This window comes from Syntrophorhabdaceae bacterium (genome assembly GCA_028713955.1).
Classification (GTDB): Bacteria; Desulfobacterota; Syntrophorhabdia; order Syntrophorhabdales; family Syntrophorhabdaceae; genus UBA5609.
In genome coordinates this window covers 37,516-61,398 of sequence record JAQTNJ010000001.1, presented here as the reverse complement: position 1 = coordinate 61,398, position 23,883 = coordinate 37,516, and the positions used below count along the sequence as shown (strand labels likewise).

The window sequence follows — 23,883 nt, the reverse complement described above, 5'->3', positions numbered from 1 at the left end:
TCGTGCCTGAAGTTGCTCTCAACCTTCATGACGGCCAGTATAAGCCTGTAGTCGATATCATATCTTTGCGACTCTTCGTAGACGCTGCCGGCAATGGTTCTGAGTTTCTCTTCGCTCTCTTTTACCTTTTTATCTTTCAGATACTCGAATGTTTTTGTTATGATCAGCTCTTTCCGGCCGTCATCCTCTTCAGCGGCCCGCGTAACAGGCAGGGCGAACACGAGAAAGAGAATAATAAAAACTGACGCAACTATAACACTCTTCATTCTTCCCGGTAACTTCATGGCCTATTTCAATACTATAAACAGGAGGGAGAGTCAAACTATTTTTGCCCCGAATGTTTTAAACCTTTCACCTTTTACCTTATAGGCTATGAGCCATGATTGACAATTTATATTGCTTCTGTTAAGGATTTACTATGCATGGCAGGCTGCAGTTCAGCGGTGGTTTATCCACGACGGCTATGGGGATTATGCCTCATGAAAATGTTCAGGAAGCATTAGAGCTCGCGCTTCAAATGGATATCCCGTTCTGGCCGCAATTACCCAGGCTGTCTTTCTATGAGGATATGTATGTTCAGGCCATGGAGATGTTCCCTGGCGTTGTTATTGATGAGGAACATGCGAGGATATTTATAGACAGCGAAAAATTTCTCTATGATCTGCCTCAATATCTGGAAAAAGAAGATGACCCTGAGCTTTACAGGTTTTCCAGCAAATTTTCCAGTGTTTACAGGCATTTCCTAAAACAGGACCTCTCTTCATACAGGTCTGTGAGGGGGCAGGTTATAAGCCCGGTAAGCCTTTCCCTGAAAATAACAGATGAGAATGGTAAACCTATAGTTTATAATGATGATATACGTGCTCTCATATTTTCTTTTATTCAGAAAAAGGTGAATGTGCAATACAGAGAGCTTTGTCTTAAAAACCGAAGGGCATTTGTCTGGGTTGACGACCCCGGGCTGGAATCTGTTTTTAACGCGATGTGCGGCTACGATCACGTTAAGGCAAAGAATGAGCTCATGGATTTCTTCAGCGGTATCGAGGGACCCCGCGGGCTTCATCTCTGCGGCAGACCCGATTGGGACTTCCTCCTGTCGCTCGATATAGAGATCCTTTCATTTAACGCCTACGCCTTCGGTGACCTCTTTGTCACATACGATAAAGTGAAAACGTTTCTGGAGAAGGGAAAGATAATAAGCTGGGGCATCGTACCGACCCGTTATGAGGAGTTTTCCGGGGAAGATGTCAAAAGCCTTGCCGGGCGCCTTGAGAGCATGTGGCATCACCTCGCGCAAAATGGTCTGGATATGGATGTCATCATCGAAAACAGCATGCTCGCCCCTGCGACATGCAACCTTATGAACGCGGATAAAACCGCTACGGTTGAAAGATCTTTTTTACTCCTCAATGAATTATCGGACTATGTAAAGGAGCGATACAATGTAAAGGAGCAATACAGTATATGAAGAATATCCATATAGTCTGCAAGAGGAACAATGAAGATGCCATAAGAATAGCAAGAACCATCGTGGATTCCTTCGGACATGAGTACGATTTTTTTATTGATGATGTAGCCGCGAAGGCTATGCGTTATGACAAAACCTTCGAGCTGGAACACGTTGGTGAAGATACGGATCTGATCATTGTCCTCGGAGGCGATGGCACGCTTTTAAGTGCCTCAAGACATTTGCGGGGGAAAGAGGTGCCGATCCTTGGTGTTAATCTCGGCGGCCTGGGTTTCTTAACCGAGACATCGGTCGAGGAATTGCCTTCCATGCTGGAAAAGGTAATAAAAGGCGATTTTGATATTTCCAAACGGGTCATGCTGCTGGTTACCGTCAAGCGCGGGAATGACTATGTTTTTGAATTCTCCATTCTGAATGACGCTGTTATTACCAAAGATGCCCTTGCGAGGATCATCGATATTGAGACCTATGTTAATGAAGAATACCTGACGACATACAAGGGAGACGGCCTGATATTCTCTACACCGACAGGCTCGACAGGCTATTCACTGGCAGCGGGAGGACCTCTCATATATCCTTCATTGGCCAATATAATGGTGACACCTATCTGTCCTCATATGCTCACAAACAGGCCGATCATACTGCCCGAGGGCGTTACTGCCAGGGCCGTGCTGTCATCGAAGGAAGAGAAGGTCCTGCTTACCATCGACGGCCAGATAGGTTTCCCATTGGAATATGGCGACGAGGTGGTCGTGAAAAGGTCTCCTTACACGGCCAGCCTTGTGAAGTCATCTTCCAAAGGATATTTCGAGATCCTGAGGACTAAATTGAAATGGGGTGAAAGGTAGCTATGCTTGCCTTTCTCGGGGTGAAAGGTTTCGCGATAATAGACGAATTACGGGTTGAGTTCGGGGAAGGGTTTAATGTAATTACAGGTGAAACGGGCGCGGGGAAATCGATCATCATCAATGCCCTTTCAGCGCTTATGAACATGAAGATGCCTGGTGACGTAGTGAGAACAAATGCAGCGCAGGCAGAGATCACCGGCCATTTCTTCCGGGGAGAGGAAGAGTACCTTGTCAAAAGGGTGATCGGGAAGACGGGTCGGTCGAAGGCATTTGTCAATGATGACCCTGTAATATCAAGCAGGCTGGAAGAGGTCGGGAGCAAAAGTATCAGCATATACGGTCAGAATGAGTTCCAGCATCTGTTAAATAAAGAAAATTATACGTTCATCGTCGACAGGCTTCTTTTACTGGAAAAGGATCAGCTGTTGCTCAAAGAAAAGGTCGACGCGTTAAGGAAGGCGGATTTTGAGCTGGAAAAAAAAGTGAAAGAGGCTGAAGGGAAAACGAAGGAGACTGAGCTGCTGGAATTTCAGATCGAAGAGATAGAAAGGCACAACATCCGGGAGGGTGAAGAAGAGTCTGTCAGGGAGAGACTCAAGACCTTGAAAAACGCCGAGAAGATCCACGCCTGCCTGGCAGAAATATCAAATGGTCTCTATGAGGGTGAATCATCGGCACAGGGCATGTTCAAAGGCTATATGGGCACGCTCAGGTCATTCAGTACTTTTGAGGCAATGGAAGAACTGAGAAAAAAGATCGAGATGTTATCCTTTGACGTTGAGGATATCCTTCTGGAGATACGCAATATCGAAAAGGGGTTGCTTTTTGACCCCGAAGAATTACAAATACTGGAAGACCGGTTGTCGGATATATACAGGCTCAAGGAAAAGTACGGGAAGACATGTGATACGATCCGGAAATACAGCGAATCCGCAAAGGAGCGCCTGGAATACCTGCGTTCTCTTTCCTCCGATATCGATGGACTTCAGAAACAGAAGGCTGTGTTGATAAAAGAGGTGGAAGAGCTGGCCGAAAAACTCTCAGTGAAAAGGAAGAAGGGTTCTGTTAAGCTTGAAAGGTCTATCATCGATGAGCTGGGTTTTCTTTCCATGAAGGGATTGCAATTTAAGATCCATATTACGGATAAGGGTTTTACTGAAAGCGATGGAAAGGATGATATAGAGTTATTGATAAGCACCAACCCGGGGGAGCCCTTAAAACCTCTCAGGAAGATAGCCTCGGGCGGGGAGCTGTCGCGGATCATGCTCGCGATCAAGAAGGTTGTCGGCGGCGAAGAGGAAAAGACGCTCATATTCGATGAGGTCGATTCCGGAATCGGAGGGAAGGTGGCGGACATGGTAGGGAAAAGGCTGAAGGACCTCGCCGGGAGGCAGCAGGTTATCTGCATCACCCATCTGCCGCAGATAGCCGCGTATGCCGACCATCATTTTCTTGTGGAAAAATACTACGAACATGGTACAACCCGGACAGGGATCAGGGAGCTTTCGAAAAAGGAACGGGTGGAAGAACTCGCGAGGATGATGGGCGGCGAAGGCATCACGAAAAAAACAATAGAGAGGGCTGAGGAGATGATCGGAAATGATTAAAAAGGCCGATATCGGGGATATCAGGAAGATTCATAACATGGTGAACAACGCCGCATCCCGCGGTGAGATGCTGCCAAGACCTCTTGGGGAGCTCTACGATAACCTGCGCGATTATTTTGTGTATGAGGAAGAGGGAACTATAATCGGGACAGGCGCCCTCCATATCTGCTGGGAAGACCTCGCGGAGATCCGTTCTTTGATCGTTACTGAGTCGGAGAGGAAAAAGGGTATCGGCAGGTCGCTTATCAATGCCTGTATCGATGAGGCCAGGGATTATGGCATCAGCAAGATATTCCTTCTTACCTATCAGGTCGACTTTTTTGAAAGATGTGGTTTTAAAAGGGCAGATAAAAAGATATTTCCGCAAAAGATATGGTCGGATTGCGTGAAGTGCCCCAAATTCCCGGAATGCGATGAGATAGCGATGATGCTGGAGATATAACAAATGGTTGACTACACAAGGATAGAAGCCGCAGTATCGGGTCTTTTCGACAATTATGAATTCTATTATCTCAAAGAGAAAAACAAAAAGATCGAAAGCAGGGCAAAAGAACTCTACGGTCTCGAGGTGAAAGAAGAAGAAGGCATAGCGTTACGGGGGATCAAGGATAATCGCATGACCTTTGCGTATACCTATGATCAGGGGGAAAGGGCCGCAGAATCTCTTGCGCGGAATATTATCCAACTTATCCCTTTTGCGGTTTACGAGGAGGACCGGGATTTTCCCCGGAGATATGATAAATACCCCGCTGCAGACCTTTACGATTATAAAGGGACAGACGACTCAGAGAAGAAAGAAACACTCTTCAACATGGAAAGGACAATCCTTGATTATGACAAAAGAATAGTCGCGACACGTAACTGCGAGCTCCATGAGATTGAGATTGAGACAAGGATCATGAATACAAAAGGACTGATCGCTGAAGGAAAGAAGACGCTCTATATTCTCAGCGGGCTATGCGTGGCAAAGGATGAAGATGAGGTCTCGTGGTATGACTGGTCCTGGTCCCATCACTGGGGTGCAATGGACGGGGAGAAGCTGGGTAGAAGCATTGCACAGAAAACCATTTCTTTCCTGTCGGGCAGGCAGCTGGCGACAGGGACATACGAAGGCATACTGACGCCGCAGGCCTCCTGCGATCTGCTCAGTATATTATCAAGCTCTTTTCTTGCAGAGAACCTTTATAAAAATAAAACACGCCTGAAAGACAGGGAAGGGGAAAAGTGCTTTGCTGACACGATCAATATCATCGATTCAGGATTAGCAGGGATAGGCGGGTTTTATTTTGACGGTGAAGGTGTACCATCCCGGGACAACGTTGTTGTAAAAAATGGTAATTTTCAGGGATTCCTTTATGATTCATATTATGGCAGAAAATTTGGAAGGCCTTCAACCGGCAATGGAACAAGAACGGGCATCAAAGAACCGCCCAAATGCGGTCCCTGTGGAATGTTTATAGAGCAGGGCGTTGCAGATATCCACAGTTCATTCACGAACGGCATCGTGATAGAAGAACTTATGGGAACCCATACCGCAAACCCTGTCACAGGCGATTTTTCCCTTGGAGCAATCGGGCATCTCTGCAAGGACAGCGCCTCGATGCCTTTCAAAGGGGTTATTTTTTCGGGAAATCTATTCCAATTATTGAACAATGTAAAGGCAGTCGGGACAGACATGATGTTTTACGGAACCTATGGATCGCCCTCCCTTTTTGTTGAAGATATCAAGATAAGCGGGACATAGAAGATAATGACTGAGCTGAAAAGTTATGCCTTAAGCGGCACGAGAGAGTTGATCCTGCGTTACATGGAAAAGAATGGGAAGGGCGTTGTTCTCGATATCCCGTCAGGGCAGGGGGCTTTCTCAAAGGACCTTGAGGACATGGGATTTACAGTCTTCCTTGGCGATCTGGAGGTAGACAATATATTATACCAGAATCACAGGGTTACCCAGATCGACCTGAACGACAATCTGCCCTTCAGGGACAATAGTTTTGATTATGTGATCTGCATCGAGGGGGTAGAACATATAGAGAACCCGCATCATCTTGTCAGAGAATGTTCCAGGCTCTTAAAAGATAATGGTTGTCTGATCGTTACAACCCCGAACGTGATGACGATCAAATCGCGTCTGAGGTTTCTCTTCTGCAGTTATCTCGACTATTTCAGATATTTTGGGCCCATTAAAGGAGAATCGAGATTTGTTCTTGAAGAATACGATCACCAGCATATCAATCCTGTTTTTTACGGTGAGATGAAACATATCCTTACAAAATACGGTTTTTCCGTAGAAAAGGTTGAGACGAATAAAACAGTAAAGAAATGGAGATGGATGCATCCTTTGATTAAATTCATTATCAGGTATAAAACAAAAAAAAGATTTCCAAAAGACCCTTTTTATATATCGGATACAATGCTTGACGGAGAGGACCTGATCTTTATTGCACGAAAATATCGATCCGACCACCCCAACTCAAAGTACTAAGGGGAGACATAACGGTTTTATGAAAAAAAAGGTGTTGGTAGTCCTGGGCACAAGGCCGGAAGCCATAAAGATGGCGCCGGTGATCAATAAGCTCGAAGAGCATAAATCCAGATTTGCTACGATTGTCTGTGTTACGGCGCAGCACAGGCATATGCTCGATCAGGTGCTTTCGATTTTCAAGATCTCCCCTGATTATGATCTGAACATCATGAAGAAAGATCAGGATTTATTTGATATAACAGAAAAGACCCTCAAAGGTCTCAAAGATGTTCTGGGGACAGTACGGCCGGATGCAATACTGGTACAGGGTGATACTACAACCGCTTTCGTTGCAGGGCTTGCGGCATTTTATACGAAAGTCCCTATCGGTCACATTGAGGCAGGGCTCAGGACATATAACAAGTACAGCCCATTTCCGGAGGAAATAAACAGGCACCTTTTAAGCGTGTTGGCCGATTACCATTTTGCCCCAACGCAGTGGAGCAGATCAAACCTGTTAAAAGAAGGTATCCCGGAGGACAGGGTATGGGTAACCGGAAATACGGTGATAGACGCGCTTATGGAAGTGGTCAGTGGTCAGGGGTCAGGGGTCAGGAAAAGATTTTTTGAAGAATTTTTCAGGAAGAAGTATGACCTTGAACTTTCAACTAAAAACTTGAAACTGATCTTAGTCACCGGCCACAGGCGGGAAAACTTTGGGGAAGGTTTTGAAAATATATGTAAAGCGTTGCGAAAGATAGCAGAACAAAGGAAAGACGTGATAGTAGTATACCCTGTTCACCTGAATCCGAACGTGCAAAGACCTGTAAAAAGAATCCTGGGTAAAGTGAAGAACGTTTGTCTTATCGAACCCCTCGGATATGAAGAGTTTGTCTTTTTGATGAGCAGGTCCTTTCTCATCCTGACCGACTCAGGCGGTATCCAGGAAGAGGCGCCCTCCCTGGGCAAGCCGGTTCTTGTGATGAGGAACACCACTGAGAGACCTGAAGGGATTGAAGCCGGCGTCGTGAAGATGGTGGGAACCAATGAAAAGAATATCATCAATGGTACGTTGGAACTGATAGAGGACAAGGATGTATACATGAGGATGTCGAGATCTGCGAACCCGTATGGAGACGGCAAGGCATCAGAAAAAATAGCTGATATCTTATTTTCTGTTTTACAATAATCTGCATATCGGATATACAGTAATATAGGTTGATCATGATATTATATCCTGAATCCGGTCCTCTATATCCGGTGAGCGCTCGAAATTATCGTTTCAACAACATATGAGGTTTTCTCTATGAAGATAATATACGCGATAAGACACGTGGGGATGACAGGGGGGGTAAAGGTCTTTTTTCAGCACGTAGAACTCCTCAGGAAGATGGGGCATACGGTGTACCTTATTACGAGATTCATCGATGAGGAATGGGGGTTTAAGGTGACACCGGAGGTCGTACCATCCTTTAGCGAGGAATATGTGCCCGAGGCCGACGGTATTGTCGTTACAACACCAAAAGACGTGAGAGATTTCTGGAAGATTGCCAAAAAAAGAAGGATACCGCTCTTTCATTTCATGCAGGGTTTTGAACCGGATTATGTACTCGAAAGGATCAGGGGAGATGTTGTGCCGGAGTTTTTTCGTTCCAAAGACGTCCTGACGAGGATGAAATACGCTAAAAAGATATTTGGATGGAAAAGGAAGCTCAGGAGGTTTGACGCACTTTACAGGCTTCCTACTGTAAAGATCGCGATCTCTCCTCACCTTGTCATGGGGGTCGAAAAGAGATACGGTATGCAATGTAATCTTTTACCAAATGGGATAGACCGGCATGTCTTTTCCCCAAAGGCGGGCGAGATCAACTATTCAGGCACGTTGAAGATACTATCCGTGGGTAATTTCAATCTTGAGTATAAGGCGATACCGGATATCCTCGCGGCAGTGAAGGTCTTAAAGGACCAGGGGAGAGATGTTTTTTTAACAAGGGTATCGCCGGCGGATATTTCAGATGCTGAAAGACGGCATGGAGAGGTAGACCGTTTCCTGGTAAGGGTTTCTGAGACAGAAATGGCAGAACTTTATCGGGGAAGCCATATTCTCATCTCATCTTCAACCGAGATAGAAGGTTTCGGGTTGCCTCCGGTAGAGGCAATGAGTACGGGAACGCCGGTAATTTTAACAAAGATTTCTCCTTTTCTTTCTTTCGATATGACCCATGATTACGCGTATTTTGTAAATGTACACAAACCGGTTGAGATCGCGAAAGCCATTATGGATATTGCCGGAAATAAAACGCTGCGGAATTCTCTCATTAAAAGGGGTTTTGAGGTCTCGGACAGATATTCCATAGAGACTATAGGGAAAATGCTCGAGGATATATTACAAAAACATATTAAAAAAAGATAAAAGTTCTTTTAAATAAAAACAGACCCCCGTGCAGGTCACTTCCTGAAAAAATAATTTGATACAAGCAATTAATGTTCTTGACTTGTGTTTATTTTGCTGTCATGATTAATATGTTCAGTGGTTGAACATATCGAAAATCATTATTATCCTTCATCTTCACCACAACGCAGCGGCGGTAGCCTGCCATAAATGCAAGCTTTGAGCAGAGAGCTGAGAGCGAAGAGTTTTAAAAATGAAAAAATTCCGATTTGAAAATTTGGAAATTTGGCAGCGAGCCGTTGAAGTAACACGAAAACTATTCCGTTTCGAAGAAAGAATTTGCGCAATTTCTTAATATTGCAAGGAGATCTACTTTTGAAAATGCCAGCAAAATTCACTCTTTACTCCATGATCTTCGTCCTTAGCTTATACTCTCTGCTCTTAGCTCTCAGCTCTTGGCTGCCTTTATGAAAGAAGCCCAATTTAAAACCTTGAAAGAATTCTCCGTGGAAGGTACTATCTCACAACGTGACCTTTCCAAAAGAATAGGGTTGAGCCTCGGGAGTGTCAATTATATTGTCAAAGAACTGATAAAAAAGGGTTATGTCAAGGCACAGCGTTTTAAAAACGCATACAATAAGGCAGCATATATCTATGTGTTGACCCCGAAAGGCATCAATGCACGGGTCAAACAGACCCAGTACTTCCTGCAGGTCAAACTGGAGGAATACGAGAGACTGAGAATGGAGATCGACGAATTGAAAAAGGATGCATCCGTGTTAGAACAGGATGTACCGGAGAAGGAAGGTACGGTGGAAGGAGATATGAGCCCATGAAGATACTTATCACGGGAGGCGCCGGATATGTTGGCTCTGTGCTTACGAATACTGCGCTTGGCAATGGTTATAATGTCAGGGTAATAGATTCCCTGTATTTCGACAACAAGGTCCCCCTCGTAAACCTGGGTAACCCGAATTACGAGTTTTTCCGGTTTGATATCTCGGAAAGTCACAATCTAAAGCCGTATCTGGAAGGCGTAGATTATATCATCCACACCGCTGCGATAGTGGGGGAGCCTGCGAGCAATAAATTTCCCGAATTGACCGAAAGGGTAAATTACGCGGCAGCGAAGGAGATTGTCAGGCTCGCTGCGGAGCAGGGCGTAAAGGGTTTTATTTTTCTTTCCACCTGTTCTAACTACGGTATAACCGAAGGGCTTGCGCGGGAGGAAGGGGATCTAAAACCGCTTTCCCTTTATTCCGACACTAAGGTAAGAATGGAAAAGCTCCTTATTGATCGGACATCGAACATTGACTGGATAATCTGCAGGATGTCGACTGTTTATGGCGCCTCCCCGAGGATGCGCTTTGATCTCACGGTGAATGATTTTGCCATGAACGCATACAGAAAGAAGTATCTCGATGTCTTTTTACCGTATACATACAGGCCCTATATCCACGTCTATGATGCGGCAAGGGTGATCATAAAGATGATCGAACAATTCGGGAAGGTGCGAAACAATGTCTTTAATGTGGGATTTAACGGCGAAAATTACCAGAAGATCAAGATTGCCAATATTGTAAAGCAGTTTGTCCCTGATCTCAAGATAGATGTCGTTGAGAAGGGCACCGATCTCCGGGATTACCAGGTCGATTTTACAAAGCTTGAGCGTTATCTCGGCCTTAAAAACCAGTTTACCGTAGAGGATGGCGTAAAGGATGTTGTAGATATGTTGTCATTGGGTATCATTGAAGACCCTGACGCCGATATATATTACAATACAAAACCGAGACTGGAGAACCCTGTTGCACATTGAGCTTGATGCGCCTAATCTGGGCGCGATCGAAAAGGATTATATTACAAGGGTGATCGACTCTGGTTTTGTTTCCACCTTCGGCCCCTTTGTGTCGGAGTTCGAAGAGAAGTTTGCAGGGTATCTCGATACAAAGAGGGCAGTATCTACCCAGAGCGGGACAGCGGCACTCCATATGGCTCTTTATGAGATGGGGATTGGAGAGGGTGACGAGGTTATCGTGCCCGCCCTTACCTTTGTGGCAACAGTAAATCCTGTAATTTATGTAAATGCCAGGCCTGTTTTCGCAGATGTTGAGAGGGATACATGGAACATCGATCCGAAGGAGATAGAAAAGTGCTTATCGTCGCGGACAAGGGCGATCATTCCTGTGCATCTTTACGGGAACCCTTGTAATATGGACGAAATAATGAAGATAGCGAAAAAGTCTGGACTCATTGTCATTGAGGACGCCACTGAAAGCCTGGGTGCTGCATACAAGGGACGTTATACCGGGACGATCGGTGATCTGGGGTGTTTCAGCTTTAATGGGAACAAGACGATCACGACAGGTGGAGGTGGAATGGTTGTCGGTAATAATGAGGATAGCCTGGAGCACATCAAGTTTCTTGTCAATCAGGCGCGTGACGAATCAAGAGGATACTATCATCCGGAGATAGGATTCAACTACAGGATGACAAACATCGAAGCAGCGCTTGGGTTGGCCCAGATGGCAAGACTGGATGACTTTTCTGACAGGAAGAGGCGTTTCAGTGAGATCTACCGTGAAGAACTTGGTGACAAATCGAATGTACGTTTTCAGGGTCAGTATGATGGTGCTGCAAGCTCATGGTGGCTTACCTGTGTGACCTTCGAAGGCAAGACAGACCTGCCGTCGCTCCAGAAGGATTTGAGAGAAAGAGGAATACCGACGAGAAGGGTCTTTATGCCTGTTACCGAATTCCCTCCCTTTGCAACCGATAATCGAGTATTTGAGAATTCCCGTGAGATATACGAAAGAGGACTTTGTCTTCCCAGTTCGACACTCAACACAGAAGACGACGTATACTATGTCTGCAAAACGATAAAGGAGCTCATATCATCATGATGGAAGATCTTATATTGTTTGGAGGCGGCGGTCATTGCAGGTCATGCATCGATGTCATCGAAACAGAAGGGAAATATCACATTGCCGGGATCATCGATGTGGCTGAAAAGGTTAGCCAGGATGTGCTTGGATACCGCATTATAGGAACCGACGACGACCTGAACCGTCTGGCAAAAGAATACCGGTATTTTTTTATCACCATCGGCCAGATTAAAAACGCTGATGTGAGGATAGAAAAATTCCACCTTTTAAATTCACTGGGTGTAAACCTTCCCGTGATCATTTCGCCGCGCGCCCATGTATCCCGACACAGCGTTATCGGCGAGGGGACGATCATCATGCATAACGTTGTGGTAAACGCCGGGGCAAAGATAGGCAGGAACTGCATAATCAACACGGGCGCGATCATCGAGCACGACGCCGTCATCGGGGACCACTGCCATATCTCGACGGCAGCGGTGGTGAACGGCGGTACGATAATAGGGGCGAAGACATTTCTGGGAAGCAACAGTAGCACGAAGCAGTATATAGAGATCGGCGAGGGTTCGCTCGTAAACAGCGGTATAAACGTGAGCACGAACCTCCCGCCCGGCAGCAAGATCTATCAGGAAAAATAAAGACATTGGCTGCACAAAAACGGACATACATCATCGCTGAAGCGGGTGTGAACCATAACGGGAACATCGATATTGCAAAGAGGATGATCGACGCGGCAGCAAGGGCAGGAGCGGATGCCGTCAAGTTCCAGACATTTGTGCCGGAAGAGATTGCATGCGGAAATGCCCCGAAGGCGGAATATCAGAAGAGGACAACAGGGGACAAGGGTTCGCAGTTCGATATGTTAAGGAGGCTTGCCCTCGATGCCGATGGACATCGAAAACTTCTTGGATACTGCAGCAGGAAAGGTATAGATTTCTTGTCCAGCCCTTTTGATATGCAGAGCATCGATCTCCTCAACGATCTCGGTCTTGCAATGTTCAAGATCCCCTCAGGCGAGATAACGAATCTGCCTTACCTGCAAAAGATCGGAGGCATGAAAAAAAAGATCATCATGTCCACGGGGATGGCTGACATGAAAGAGATCGACAGGGCCTTGAAGGTGCTTATCAAGGCAGGTACTGCGAAAAATAATATCACGCTGCTCCACTGCAATACTGAATACCCGACACCCTTTGAAGATGTGAACCTGCTTGCGATGACCGCAATGAAAAAGAGATTTGGCGTGAAGGTGGGCTATTCCGATCACACGCCGGGGATAGAGGTTCCTGTCGCAGCCGTTGCCCTCGGCGCAGAGGTCATCGAGAAACATTTTACCCTCGACAGGAAGATGAAAGGGCCTGACCACATGGCATCCCTCGAACCGAAAGAACTCGAAGCGATGGTTGTTGCCATAAGGAATATTGAAAAGACCCTCGGCAACGGGATCAAAAGACCGTCACCATCTGAGATAAAGAACAGGGCCATTGCGCGAAAGAGTATCGTAGCGTCAATGGATATTAAAAAAGGCGAAGCATTCTCAGAAGAGAATATCACGACAAAACGACCGGGTACCGGCATTGATCCTATGATGTGGTACAAAGTGATCGGCAAAAAGGCAAAGCGGAATTTCAGGATGGACGAACTGATAGAGGTATGACGGAAGGACAAGAGCAGCAGTATTTCGTATATCGTCGATCGTATATAGTGAACAGCAAAAGACCTTTAAGGCCTTTTACGATATACGATATACGAAATACGATATACTGCTCTATACTATATGAAGAAACCAAAACGTAAGATAGCAGTTGTCACGGGGGCGCGGGCAGAGTATGGCCTGCTGTACTGGGTCATAAAGTGCATCCATGAGAATCCCGGACTTGAGCTGCAGCTTATTGTTACGGGAATGCACCTGTCTGCCGAGTTTGGCAATACCGTAAAAGATATCGAAAAGGACGGATTTCCGATTGCCGACAGGGTAGAGATGCTCCTTTCCTCGGACTCGGGGGTATCGACCGCTATCTCGATGGGCGTGGGCATTACCGGGTTTGCAAGGGCCTACGAGAGGTTAAGGCCGGACATCATCCTTGTCCTCGGCGACCGTTTCGAGATATTCTCCGCGGCTGCTGCTGCGGTGCCGTTGAGAATACCCGTTGCCCATATCCACGGCGGAGAGGCCACGGAAGGTGTCATGGATGAGCAGTTCCGCCACGCTGTCACCAAGATGAGCTCCATTCACTTTCCCGCAGCGAAAAGGTATGCCGACAGGATCATACAGATGGGGGAAAGCCCCGGCAGGGTTTACTGTTTTGGTGCCCCGGGACTGGATAATATCTATAAACTGCAATTGATGAACAGGAAGGAGATTATCGAGGAACTCGGTTTACCTGAAAAGGGTAAGACAGGGATTGTCACGTTCCACCCCGAGACCATTGACAATTTTCCTGTTGAATCCCAGGTGCGGGAACTTTTAAAGGCGCTCTCTGAGATCAGGGGCATCTTCTGGGTCATTACCATGTCAAACGCAGACCCCGGTGGAAGGGCCATACAGACCTTGCTGGAGAAGTTTGTCCTGGAAAACGGCAGCAGGGCAAAGATGTTTGCATCCCTCGGCCAGTTGCGATACCTATCACTCCTGAAACATGCAGACCTTATGGTAGGAAACTCATCATCGGGTATCGTTGAAGCGCCTTCATTCAGGCTGCCCGTGGTGAATATCGGTGACAGGCAGGGCGGCAGGACCCGTTCGGAGAACATCATCGATGTCCCTGTATGCAGGAAAAAGGATATCGTGAAGGCCATCAATAAGGCGACAAGCGATGATTTCAAGAGGTCGTTAAAGGGACTCAAGAACCCTTACGGGAAAGGTAATGCCAGCGAAAAGATCGTACAGACACTGAAGATAATAGATCTAAGCGGTATAGTAAAAAAGCAATTCCACGAGATGCCCCAATGAAGGCAATAAAGGTGCAGTATGGATAAAATAAAACTGAAATCACTCCTTGTCCCGCCGGATACGACAATCAAAAAGGCCATGCAGCGGCTTAGCGAAACATCGGAGAGGATACTTTTTGTTGTCGATGTCAGGGAGGCTATTCTCGGAACACTAACGGATGGCGATATCCGGACAGGCCTCATCAATGGGCTTAAATTTACGGATATTGTCGAACTGGTTATGAACCGTCAATTCACCGCCGTGAAAGAAGGTACACCAAATCTGAAACAGTACGTCAAAACACTTATGGTGGAGAACAAGATCGAACAGATACCCGTCATAGACAACGAGGATGTGATCATTGACGTCCTGCTCTGGACTGATATCCTCGGAAAAGGGAAAGGGACAAAACCGAAAAAGGTCTTTGAAAACCCTGTTGTTGTTATGGCAGGAGGCAAGGGCACGCGCATGGATCCGTTTACGCGGATACTTCCGAAACCGTTGATCCCCATAGGGAATAAGCCTGTTATTGAGCTTATCATGGAGAGCTTCTATAAATTCGGTTTTTACCGGTTTGCCTATTCCCTCAATTACAAAAAGGAATACATTAAGCTCTTTCTCAGGGAGGCAAAACTTCCTTATCAGATCGACTGGGTCGAGGAAGATGATTATTACGGCACCGCAGGCAGCCTGTTTCTCCTTAAGGATACCATTAAAGAGACATTTTTTGTGACGAACTGCGACTCGCTTCTGAACATTGATTATGGCGATGTCCTGAGGTGGCATAGATCCAACGGCGCAGCAATCACGATCATCGGCTGTCATAACGAGATCAAGATCCCCTTCGGCGTTCTCCACATGAGCAACGGGGTCCTTGAAGGGATCATAGAAAAACCGGTCCACGATACGATCATCAATACAGGCGTCTACGTGATGGAGCCCGAGATCCTGAAATATTTTAACAGCAAAAAACACATGGATATGAACGAACTCATCGAGGTCGTATCCGCGCAGAAGAAAGTCGTCGTCTATCCGATATACGGAGGATGGATCGATATCGGCCAATGGGAAGAGTACAAAAAGAGCGTTGAACAATTCGGAGGTTTAAGCATTTCATGAAAAACCGTTATACCACAGTCCATTACAATGAAGAACTAAGGCCCCATACATTATACCCGGAAAAATTCTGCAACCATCTGGCGGATCATTATTTCCGAAGAAGATCGGGCAAGCTGCTGGATCTCTGCTGCGGCAGGGGTGAACATATGGATATCTTCCGGAAGATAGGCTTTGAGGTCTACGGGATTGATATGGACACTGTGGCAAAAGAAAAGGGACTCAACGTTGCCGTTGCAGATATCGAGCATGAGTCTTTCCCTTTTGAAGATAATTTTTTCGATGTGATCATGATGAAATCAGCCATCGAGCATATCCGTAATATCGATCACCTGATGAGCGAGGTATACCGGGTACTTAAACCGGGAGGATCATTCCTCGCAACGACCTGTGACTGGAAAAAGAATTACAAGGTCTTTTATGATGACTACACCCATAAGACACCCTTTACCAGGGCATCCATGGAGGACATGTTCAAGATGTTCGATTTCAGGAATTTCTTCGTTGAGCACTTCTATCACCTTCCTTTTACATGGAAAAACCCATTCTGCAAAAGCCTGACGAGACTTTTTGCCTTAATGCCGTTAAAATATACGCAGACGACAGAACTGACAGAATTCAAAAAGCTGATCAGATTTTCAAAAGAGGTTCAGCTCCTCGGTTATGCTGAGAAATGATTTGATAGGTATCACATGAAAAACAATAAAAAGTTACATATATATCTCGGTGACCTTGTCCACAACTTTCTCGGCGGGGGGTCCTATATGTTCCCGCTTAATATCGGTTTTCTTGCATCATACGCAAAAAAGGTTTTTGGCAATGAGGTGGATATCGAACTTTTTAAATACCCCGGAGAACTCATAAAAAGATTAAAGATCGATCCGCCGCACATCCTTGGCTTAAGCAATTATAGCTGGAGCGCCAACCTGAACAATGAAGTATCGAAACTTGCAAAATCCGTTGACAACAAGACTATGGTAGTGTGGGGCGGCCCCAATATCAACCAGACCGATGACGGCTACGGCGAATTTTTCAAGAGAAATCCGATGGTTGATTTTTACGTTATAAACGAAGGAGAGGTAGGCTTTGCGAACCTGCTTGGGCGGTTTATCGAAAACAGCGCGGACATTGCAAAAAGCAAAGGGGCCGCGATAGACGGCTGCGTATTTTTCAATGGAGTACCGGTATGCGGAAGACGGCTTGAAAGAATAGAGGACCTCGACAGCGTTCCATCACCTTACCTTACCGGCACGCTTGATAAGTTCTTCGATTATGATCTGATCCCGATCATTGAAACGAACAGGGGCTGTCCTTTTACCTGTACCTTCTGCGCCCAGGGACTCGTGTCCCAGCACAAGGTCAAACTGTACGATATAAACAGGGTACTGGATGAACTGGACTATATCGCGGATCACGTAAAGAAAACTAACCTCCTCTGTTTTGCCGACGCTAATTTCGGCATCTCCAAAAGGGACATCAAGATCGCGGAACGCATCAGGCTTCTCCAGCAAACCAGGGACTATCCCCGTCGATGCACGATTAACTGGGTCAAAACAAAAAGAAGCATTGAGATCGCGGAGATAATGGGAGAGGCGACATATCTCGTCTCATCCTTACAATCGCTTGACCCGGTGGCGTTAAAAAACATCAAGAGGAGCAACATCGAGAGCAAATACTTCCGGGAGATCGTTGATCATGTCAACGAAGCCGGTGGAGTTTCAGGTACAGAGATCATTCTGGCGCTTCCGGGGGAGACGAAAAAGAGCCACCTCACAAGCCTGAGGACGATCTTTGACTGGGATGTCAGCTATATAATCTGTTATAACTGCCTCCTCATCGATGGAAGCGAGCTGACACTTCCCGAAGAACGAAAAAGATTTGAGCTTGCAACGAAGTTCCGCCTTATCGACAGCGCGTTCGGACAATACGACGATGTCCTGTCATTCGAATGCGAAGAGGGCATCAGGTCAACGTCGACCATGTCCGAAGAAGAGATCCTTTTCTTCCGTCCCGTCCACTGGCTTATCCAGTTTTTCTGGAACTACCGGTGTTATTTCGATCTGATGAAATTTATCTATTCGAAAGGGATCAACCCCGTTGATTTCATTGTTGCGGTTATAGAAAATTCAGGAGATGCACCGCAGTCGGTCCGTTCTATCTTCAGCGATTTCCGGGATGAAGCAAGGGATGAGTGGTTTGATACCCCTGAGAGTCTTCGCAGTTATTACAGCAAGCCCGATAATTTTACCTTCATCCGGGAAGGTGGTGTGGGAAAGATGAACGGGAAATATACATGGCGCGTTATCCTGGAATGCAAGAGGGATTTTGATTCGTATGTCGGATCTGTGGCTTCAGAGATGTTGCCAGCCTGGAAAAGCGAGATTGATGATTTAGTTACATTTGCTTCACATGCATTGCTCGATTTCAGCGACGGAATAGATTTCAGTGCAACCAGGGAAGTAGAGTTTGCATATGACATCCTCGCATGGAGGAAGAACAGGTATGAGGGCGACCTCGAAAAGAGGAAGAACAAAGAATTCTTCTATTTTCCCGAAGAGAAAGAGAAGGCCTTGAACGTGCTGCTCGATCAGTACCGGCATCAGAATATGAACGTTACGATGAGGAAGATGACCGAGCATATGCGCATCACCGATCTATACTATGAAATAAAAGAGATGTGATGGTAATATTAAAAAATCCTAGCTTGCACGGCACCCTCGAAGAGTGAAAATGATGTATCCGGGACTTTCCTCCGTAAGGATGAGCATGGCGTCGGGACATCCCCCGCAAACACGCTCATTCCGCTCCTGCGGCTTCATTCGCTCGCGTTCGGCTTCGGAACTTTTGCTTCGCAAAAGACCAAGCTTCCTTGCCTCACGACGGTTTGCTCCGGGATATCCCGGCGCCATGCTCTCATTATATGACCGGGTAGACTATTTTTTACGTAATATCGAAATTCTAAGCACGAAGCACTAAACAATATCAAAATTCAAATATTAAATATTCCAAGCAGGTGCATGTTTCCTGCAGTTTTGAACATTTGAATTTGTTTAGGATTTAGAAATTCGGATTTAGGATTTCATTCATACATACGGATTTAAGAATTGCCCATAATGGAAAAACATATCGAAAGGGGAATTGATGAAAGATTATCTACGTGAGAATGTTCGTTTTATCGTGAGGACGGAGATGCTTGTCGGCAACGAGATGGCGAAGGAGCTGCCGAACCGTTTAAAAGACCTTGAGTTGAGCAGGGCCGGGCTGGTGATCGACAGCGGGCTTTATGAGAACAATGTATATGTAAAAGAGATCATCGAGCTTATGAAGGCACAGTTGGCGAAAGTTGTTCTTCTCGTAAGCGAGATGCCTGAGCCTACATATGATTATCTCGATCAGGTGAAAGTACAATTCGAAGCGCATGACCTGGACTGCTTTGTCGGGATCGGAGGCGGCAGCACGCTCGATCTGGCAAAAGGCCTTGCGACACTTAAGACCAATAAGGGAGATGCGATCAATTACAGGGGATTCGGCAAGGTAAAGAATGTGCCTCTGCCGGTTATTGCGTTGCCTTCTACTGCCGGTACGGGCAGCGAGGTGACACCTTATGCCGTTTTTATCGACACAAAGGAGAAGTGGAAATTTGGCATTAACACTGAATACAACTATCCCCGGCTTGCACTCTATGACCCGCATTTCCTCGACAGTTGTCCCTTCAACATATACGCTTCATCGGGGATGGACGCCATGACGCACACGCTCGAAAGCTTTGTGGCGAAGAATGCGACGGCACTGTCGAGGAATTTTTCACGGCAGGCATTTAAGTTATTGTTTGAAAATCTGAAAAAGATCGCGAAGGGCGACTTCTCCAATGAAACAAAGCTTAACCTGCTTGTTGGAAGCGGGTGTGCGGGCATTGCGTTGATGAATGCAGGGGCAGGCCCCGCAGGCGCGCTGAGTTACCCGCTTGGGGTTTATTTCGATGTACCCCACGGCCTTGCAGGTTCCGTATTCCTTTCGTCAGTGATAAAACGTAATGTAAAGGCCGGTTACGCTGAATACGCGGAACTCTTCGACCTTGTTTTTGAAGAAAGGGCCATACCCGTGCAGGAGAAATCGCTCCGCTTCGCAGACGAGATCGTAAGGCTCTGCGAGGAGCTTCGCATACCTACTTCCCTTAACGGCTTTGGCGTGAAGACCGAGGCAGACTTAAGATTAATTATCGACAACTCGATGCAGTTAAAGGCGGCCTTTGAACAGAACCCGGTGCCGTTCGGCATTAAAGAGATAGAGGAAACGATCTATTCGCTTAAATAAACCCAGTTAAGAGGAGATAACATGAAATTTGACCGTTCAATGGAGATCTATGAGAAGGCGCTGAACCTTATCCCGATGGGTACCTCGACCTTCAGCAAAAACCCGAACCTCTTTGTCATAGGCGCTTCGCCGCTTTACATACAATCGGCAAAGGGATGCGTGCTGTACGATGTAGACGGCAACGAGCTCATTGATTACTCGATGGCGCTTGGGCCAATCATCCTTGGCTACGCAAACGCCGAGGTGAACAAGGCTGCGAAAAAGGGGATAGACGAAGGGCTCGTTTATACGGTCTCTTCGCCGGAAGAGTCCATGCTGGCAGAAAGGCTTATCGATATCATCCCCTGCGCCGAGATGGTGCGTTTCTGTAAAAACGGCTCGGATGTGTGCGAGGGCGCAATAAGGCTTGCCAGGAATTACACGCAGAAGCTGAAGATCATGACCGTCGGAGGTTACCACGGTTTCCATGACTGGTTTATCGTTTCAACGCCCCGCAACAAAGGCATTCCCAAGGTCATGGCAGAATGGATCTTGCCGCATAACTATAACGATATAGACGCAATAGAAAAAACAATTAATGCTCAAGGCGATGAGATAGCAGCGTTGATCATGGAGCCTGTTATCAATTATGAACCAAAGACAGGTTACCTGGAAAGAATAAGAGAGCTGACCGAGAAAAATAATATTGTACTGATATACGACGAGATGAAGACAGGTTTTCGCCTCCATATAGGCGGAGCACAGAAGTACTTTAACGTTGTGCCTGATATAGCGGTTTTTGCGAAAGGACTTTCTAACGGATTTCCGTTAAGCGTGCTGGCCGGTAAAAAGTATCTCATGAAACAGTTTGAAGATGAGAATTGTTTTTTCTCCGGTTCCTACGCAACAGAAAAGGCCTCCCTTAATGCGGCGCTGAAGACGATAGAGATACTTGAAAGGGATAAGGTCATTGAGCAAAACTGGAAGATCGGGGATATCCTCAAGAGAGGCATAAGGAAGATAATTAATAAACACAACCTCCATGAATTTATGAACATTGTGGGATTCGCTCCCATGACACATTTTGTAATGGTCGATTACAAGGGTTTCACCGTTAATGAGATCAGATCGTTTATACAGCAGGAGTGCATAAAGCGGGGAGTTCTTTTCGTTGGTTATCACCATATATGTTTCGCACACAGGAAAAAACACATAGACCGCACGCTGAAGGTATATGACGAAGTAATGTCCTTGCTGAAACAGGCGATAGATGATGGAAGTCTCAGGGATAAGATCGAAGGGAAGCCGATAAGTGCTTTTAGCGTGCGGTCCAATTAAGACAACATGAAGTTTCTCGTCATAGGATATGGCTCAATAGGGAAAAGGCACGCCGCAAATGTAATTTCTATGGGTCATCAGGCTGTCCTCCTCAGGCATTCAAAAGGTAATGAGAACAAAGAGGGCCTGAAAGAATATTATAGACTCGAAGACGTGCTCGAAGGCGAAAAAGGTATTGATGGTGTTATCATCTGCTCACCAACAACGAAGCATCTGGATGATGTGAAGGAATTAATTCATCATGGTATCCCCTTTTTACTCGAAAAACCACCGACACATGATCTTAAGTCAACCAGTGAGATGCAGGAGATCATAGTATCCAACAAGTTCACCTCCTATGAGATGGGATTTAACCTGAGGTATCATCCTATCATACAGTTTATTAAAGATTTTTTGCCGAACGTAGGAAAGATTTATGCAACGAAGATCTACGTTGGTTATTATCTCCCATACTGGAGAAAGGGTGTTGATTACCGCGAATCAACAAGCGCTAAAAAAGAGCTTGGCGGAGGAGTTCACGTGGAGCTCGCTCATGATATAGACTACACGCTCTGGTTGATAGGCTGTCCCGAGAAGGTGGTCGGATATGTGAACAGAGTGAGTGACCTCGAAATATCGACGGACGATATCTGTTCCGCGTTAATGAAGTATAAAGATGGTTCTGTGGTGGAGATCCATCTTGACTATCTTTCACATAAATATTTAAGGGGAGGACAGATCATTGCTGAAAATGGGACCCTTGAATGGAAGTGGAATCCGGCCGAAGGAAATGTATCGTATTTTGATAAGGAAAGCTCCGGTTCTAAAGAGATTTTTACAGTAGGACCCGGTTATGATTTTAATACGACCTATACAGATGAATTGAAACATTTTATCGATGTAATAAATGGCAGGGAGAAAAGCACGGTGGACATTGCCGATGCTGTTGACACGATGAAGGTCATTCGGGCTATCGAGGTTTCTGACCGGGAAGAGAAATGGATTGCCATGAAGGAGATTGTTTCATGAAAAAGCTGGTTATAATTTCAGGAGGTCTTGGCGTCCTGGGCCAGAGTTACGCAAAGGCGCTGGAAGGGGAAGGCTATGACATACTTTTGCTCGACATGAAAGAGACCCCGGACGATAAAAAGATCTATGGTGAACTATTCCAATGCGACATCTCGGATGAGAAAGACATCAAGAGATTGCGGGACCACTTGGCATCGATGGAGTGTGAGGTCCATGGACTCATCAATAACGCGTCATGCCAGCCCCCGGGGTTTGCCAACGAACTTGATGATTATTCGACTGAAACCTTTCGTAAGGTTCTCGATGTAAACCTGGTAGGAAGCTTTTTACTCACCAGGACAGTAATCCCGTTCATGAAAAAACAAGGGTTCGGGAGCATTATCAACATAGGCTCAATCCAAGGTGTTGTGGCGCCCACATTTCAGATATACGAAGGCATGAATATCACGTCACCACTGGTTTATGCGGTTGCAAAGGCCGGGATGATCCATTTCTGCAAATGGGTAGCCGCAAAATATGGAAAATGGGGTATCCGGTGCAACGCCATATCACCTGGCGGGGTCGGAGATTCGCAGAGAGGCGGGAGCGAATTCGCGAAGACCTACGCGTCAAGGACACCGCTTGGGAAGATGGCTGATTCTGACGATGTTGCTGAGGCAGTGAAATTTCTCATGAGCGACAAATCCAAATATATCACCGGCCAGAACCTCCTCGTCGACGGGGGATGGACGATATATTAATTTGCGATTGTAGATTTCAGATTGCAGAATGATTGATAGCTTTGATAGTGTTGATGTGAGGTTATATGTATAAAGACAGAAGAATTCTGGCGGTTATAACAGCGAGGGGAGGGAGTAAAGGGCTCCCAAGGAAAAATATCAAACCGCTTTTGGGTAAGCCCCTCATTGCATGGACAATCGAAAAGGCGCTGGCAAGCAATTACCTCGACAGGATCATCGTTTCCACAGACGATAAAGAGATCGCGGAGATCGCAAAAAACAGCGGCGCTGAAGTTCCTTTTTTAAGACCAAATGAATTGGCCGGCGATCATGCAAATTCGGTTGATGTTGCTATACACGCGATTAATTTTATGAAGGATAGAGGCGAGCAGTTCGATTATATCGCACTACTCGAGCCGACATCACCCCTAAGAAAAGATGGTGATATAGACAGGGCGATTGAAACACTGGTTGATGCCGGTGACAGCGCTGACAGCTTGGTGAGCCTTGGCAAGATAACACTCGAACATCCATGGGTCGCAAAAAAAATTGAAAAACATGGATATATGGTGTCGTTTGTGGAAAATGCTGAAAATGTTGTGAGACGCCAGGAATTGAAAGATGCCTTTTTCCCATATGGGGTCATTTATCTTTCAAGTATACATTCATTGTTTCATGAACGCACATTCTATCCCAAAAGGACGATACCTCTCTTTATAGAGAGATGGCAGTGCTACGAAATCGATGACATATACGACTTTATTGCCGTTGAAGCTATTTTGGGAGAACGTTTATTGAAAAAAGAGAAAGGTTAAGGAG

At 46.0% G+C, this 23,883-nt stretch carries 23 protein-coding genes; 22 read left to right on the top strand and 1 reads right to left on the bottom strand.

The window, feature by feature from the left end; all coding sequences use genetic code 11:
• Positions 1-266: hypothetical protein (locus tag PHU49_00275; protein ID MDD5242427.1), on the bottom strand; the 266-nt coding region annotated here is incomplete at its 3' end.
• Positions 267-418: 152 nt separating this feature from the next.
• On the opposite strand from PHU49_00275, the gene PHU49_00270 reads away from it, so the two are divergent.
• The 22 genes from PHU49_00270 (at position 419) to PHU49_00165 (ending at position 23,879) form a co-directional block, all read left to right on the top strand.
• Positions 419-1,468 carry a hypothetical protein gene (locus tag PHU49_00270; protein MDD5242426.1) on the top strand — a complete coding sequence of 350 codons (1,050 nt, stop codon included), beginning with the start codon at positions 419-421 and terminating at the stop codon, positions 1,466-1,468.
• A complete protein-coding gene (locus PHU49_00265; GenBank protein MDD5242425.1) occupies positions 1,465-2,316 on the top strand; it encodes an NAD(+)/NADH kinase in 852 nt (283 codons plus the stop codon). Before PHU49_00270 ends, PHU49_00265 begins: the two co-directional genes overlap by 4 nt.
• Positions 2,317-2,318: 2 nt before the next feature.
• Entirely contained in the window at positions 2,319-3,923 is a 1,605-nt protein-coding gene (gene recN / locus PHU49_00260; protein ID MDD5242424.1) for a DNA repair protein RecN, read from the top strand.
• Positions 3,916-4,365 (top strand): N-acetyltransferase, encoded by a 450-nt coding sequence (locus PHU49_00255; protein MDD5242423.1) that lies wholly within the window; start codon positions 3,916-3,918, stop codon positions 4,363-4,365. The genes recN and PHU49_00255 overlap by 8 nt, the downstream gene beginning before the upstream one ends.
• Before the next feature lie 3 nt (positions 4,366-4,368).
• On the top strand, positions 4,369-5,667 hold the full coding sequence (locus tag PHU49_00250; protein MDD5242422.1) for a TldD/PmbA family protein: 1,299 nt from the start codon (positions 4,369-4,371) through the stop codon (positions 5,665-5,667).
• Positions 5,668-5,673: 6 nt separating this feature from the next.
• Complete coding sequence (locus tag PHU49_00245; protein MDD5242421.1) at positions 5,674-6,408, top strand: methyltransferase domain-containing protein; 735 nt, start codon at positions 5,674-5,676, stop codon at positions 6,406-6,408.
• A 19-nt stretch (positions 6,409-6,427) separates the two neighbouring features.
• A complete protein-coding gene (wecB, locus tag PHU49_00240; GenBank protein MDD5242420.1) occupies positions 6,428-7,576 on the top strand; it encodes a UDP-N-acetylglucosamine 2-epimerase (non-hydrolyzing) in 1,149 nt (382 codons plus the stop codon).
• Positions 7,577-7,693: 117 nt separating this feature from the next.
• The gene (locus PHU49_00235; protein MDD5242419.1) at positions 7,694-8,800 is read left to right on the top strand and encodes a glycosyltransferase family 4 protein; all 1,107 of its coding nucleotides are present in this window, start codon (positions 7,694-7,696) and stop codon (positions 8,798-8,800) included.
• Positions 8,801-9,246: 446 nt separating this feature from the next.
• A complete protein-coding gene (locus PHU49_00230; GenBank protein MDD5242418.1) occupies positions 9,247-9,615 on the top strand; it encodes a MarR family EPS-associated transcriptional regulator in 369 nt (122 codons plus the stop codon).
• A complete protein-coding gene (locus PHU49_00225) occupies positions 9,612-10,595 on the top strand; it encodes an SDR family oxidoreductase (protein ID MDD5242417.1) in 984 nt (327 codons plus the stop codon). Before PHU49_00230 ends, PHU49_00225 begins: the two co-directional genes overlap by 4 nt.
• Positions 10,585-11,679: an aminotransferase class V-fold PLP-dependent enzyme gene (locus PHU49_00220; GenBank protein MDD5242416.1), complete on the top strand. Its 1,095-nt coding sequence runs from the start codon at positions 10,585-10,587 to the stop codon at positions 11,677-11,679. Before PHU49_00225 ends, PHU49_00220 begins: the two co-directional genes overlap by 11 nt.
• Positions 11,676-12,296 carry an acetyltransferase gene (locus PHU49_00215; GenBank protein MDD5242415.1) on the top strand — a complete coding sequence of 207 codons (621 nt, stop codon included), beginning with the start codon at positions 11,676-11,678 and terminating at the stop codon, positions 12,294-12,296. The genes PHU49_00220 and PHU49_00215 overlap by 4 nt, the downstream gene beginning before the upstream one ends.
• Positions 12,297-12,301: 5 nt before the next feature.
• Entirely contained in the window at positions 12,302-13,315 is a 1,014-nt protein-coding gene (gene neuB, locus PHU49_00210; protein ID MDD5242414.1) for an N-acetylneuraminate synthase, read from the top strand.
• A 120-nt stretch (positions 13,316-13,435) separates the two neighbouring features.
• Complete coding sequence (gene neuC / locus PHU49_00205; protein ID MDD5242413.1) at positions 13,436-14,611, top strand: UDP-N-acetylglucosamine 2-epimerase; 1,176 nt, start codon at positions 13,436-13,438, stop codon at positions 14,609-14,611.
• Between the two features lie 18 nt (positions 14,612-14,629).
• Positions 14,630-15,709, top strand: a complete 1,080-nt coding sequence (locus PHU49_00200) for a sugar phosphate nucleotidyltransferase (protein MDD5242412.1) — start codon at positions 14,630-14,632, stop codon at positions 15,707-15,709.
• Positions 15,706-16,383, top strand: coding sequence for a class I SAM-dependent methyltransferase (locus tag PHU49_00195; GenBank protein MDD5242411.1), 678 nt, complete (start codon positions 15,706-15,708; stop codon positions 16,381-16,383). Before PHU49_00200 ends, PHU49_00195 begins: the two co-directional genes overlap by 4 nt.
• 15 nt (positions 16,384-16,398) lie before the next feature.
• On the top strand, positions 16,399-18,387 hold the full coding sequence (locus PHU49_00190) for a B12-binding domain-containing radical SAM protein (GenBank protein ID MDD5242410.1): 1,989 nt from the start codon (positions 16,399-16,401) through the stop codon (positions 18,385-18,387).
• A gap of 460 nt (positions 18,388-18,847) precedes the next feature.
• Positions 18,848-20,020 (top strand): iron-containing alcohol dehydrogenase, encoded by a 1,173-nt coding sequence (locus PHU49_00185; protein ID MDD5242409.1) that lies wholly within the window; start codon positions 18,848-18,850, stop codon positions 20,018-20,020.
• Positions 20,021-20,041: 21 nt separating this feature from the next.
• Entirely contained in the window at positions 20,042-21,337 is a 1,296-nt protein-coding gene (locus PHU49_00180; GenBank protein MDD5242408.1) for an aminotransferase class III-fold pyridoxal phosphate-dependent enzyme, read from the top strand.
• A 6-nt stretch (positions 21,338-21,343) separates the two neighbouring features.
• Positions 21,344-22,345 (top strand): Gfo/Idh/MocA family oxidoreductase, encoded by a 1,002-nt coding sequence (locus tag PHU49_00175; GenBank protein ID MDD5242407.1) that lies wholly within the window; start codon positions 21,344-21,346, stop codon positions 22,343-22,345.
• Entirely contained in the window at positions 22,342-23,085 is a 744-nt protein-coding gene (locus PHU49_00170; protein ID MDD5242406.1) for an SDR family oxidoreductase, read from the top strand. The genes PHU49_00175 and PHU49_00170 overlap by 4 nt, the downstream gene beginning before the upstream one ends.
• 65 nt (positions 23,086-23,150) lie before the next feature.
• Positions 23,151-23,879 (top strand): acylneuraminate cytidylyltransferase family protein, encoded by a 729-nt coding sequence (locus tag PHU49_00165; GenBank protein MDD5242405.1) that lies wholly within the window; start codon positions 23,151-23,153, stop codon positions 23,877-23,879.
• Positions 23,880-23,883: the final 4 nt, after the last annotated feature.

Excerpts from the sequence above, each read along its gene's own strand:
- PHU49_00185 (MDD5242409.1), top strand. The coding sequence starts at position 18,848 with ATGAAAGATTATCTACGTGAGAATGTTCGTTTTATCGTGAGGACGGAG.
- PHU49_00230 (MDD5242418.1), top strand. The coding sequence starts at position 9,247 with ATGAAAGAAGCCCAATTTAAAACCTTGAAAGAATTCTCCGTGGAAGGT.
- PHU49_00200 (MDD5242412.1), top strand. The coding sequence starts at position 14,630 with ATGGATAAAATAAAACTGAAATCACTCCTTGTCCCGCCGGATACGACA.
- PHU49_00180 (MDD5242408.1), top strand. The coding sequence starts at position 20,042 with ATGAAATTTGACCGTTCAATGGAGATCTATGAGAAGGCGCTGAACCTT.
- PHU49_00235 (MDD5242419.1), top strand. The coding sequence starts at position 7,694 with ATGAAGATAATATACGCGATAAGACACGTGGGGATGACAGGGGGGGTA.
- PHU49_00175 (MDD5242407.1), top strand. The coding sequence starts at position 21,344 with ATGAAGTTTCTCGTCATAGGATATGGCTCAATAGGGAAAAGGCACGCC.
- PHU49_00215 (MDD5242415.1), top strand. The coding sequence starts at position 11,676 with ATGATGGAAGATCTTATATTGTTTGGAGGCGGCGGTCATTGCAGGTCA.
- PHU49_00250 (MDD5242422.1), top strand. The coding sequence starts at position 4,369 with ATGGTTGACTACACAAGGATAGAAGCCGCAGTATCGGGTCTTTTCGAC.
- PHU49_00270 (MDD5242426.1), top strand. The coding sequence starts at position 419 with ATGCATGGCAGGCTGCAGTTCAGCGGTGGTTTATCCACGACGGCTATG.
- PHU49_00225 (MDD5242417.1), top strand. The coding sequence starts at position 9,612 with ATGAAGATACTTATCACGGGAGGCGCCGGATATGTTGGCTCTGTGCTT.
- PHU49_00170 (MDD5242406.1), top strand. The coding sequence starts at position 22,342 with ATGAAAAAGCTGGTTATAATTTCAGGAGGTCTTGGCGTCCTGGGCCAG.
- PHU49_00245 (MDD5242421.1), top strand. The coding sequence starts at position 5,674 with ATGACTGAGCTGAAAAGTTATGCCTTAAGCGGCACGAGAGAGTTGATC.
- wecB (MDD5242420.1), top strand. The coding sequence starts at position 6,428 with ATGAAAAAAAAGGTGTTGGTAGTCCTGGGCACAAGGCCGGAAGCCATA.
- PHU49_00165 (MDD5242405.1), top strand. The coding sequence starts at position 23,151 with ATGTATAAAGACAGAAGAATTCTGGCGGTTATAACAGCGAGGGGAGGG.
- neuC (MDD5242413.1), top strand. The coding sequence starts at position 13,436 with ATGAAGAAACCAAAACGTAAGATAGCAGTTGTCACGGGGGCGCGGGCA.
- recN (MDD5242424.1), top strand. The coding sequence starts at position 2,319 with ATGCTTGCCTTTCTCGGGGTGAAAGGTTTCGCGATAATAGACGAATTA.
- PHU49_00190 (MDD5242410.1), top strand. The coding sequence starts at position 16,399 with ATGAAAAACAATAAAAAGTTACATATATATCTCGGTGACCTTGTCCAC.
- PHU49_00195 (MDD5242411.1), top strand. The coding sequence starts at position 15,706 with ATGAAAAACCGTTATACCACAGTCCATTACAATGAAGAACTAAGGCCC.
- PHU49_00265 (MDD5242425.1), top strand. The coding sequence starts at position 1,465 with ATGAAGAATATCCATATAGTCTGCAAGAGGAACAATGAAGATGCCATA.
- PHU49_00255 (MDD5242423.1), top strand. The coding sequence starts at position 3,916 with ATGATTAAAAAGGCCGATATCGGGGATATCAGGAAGATTCATAACATG.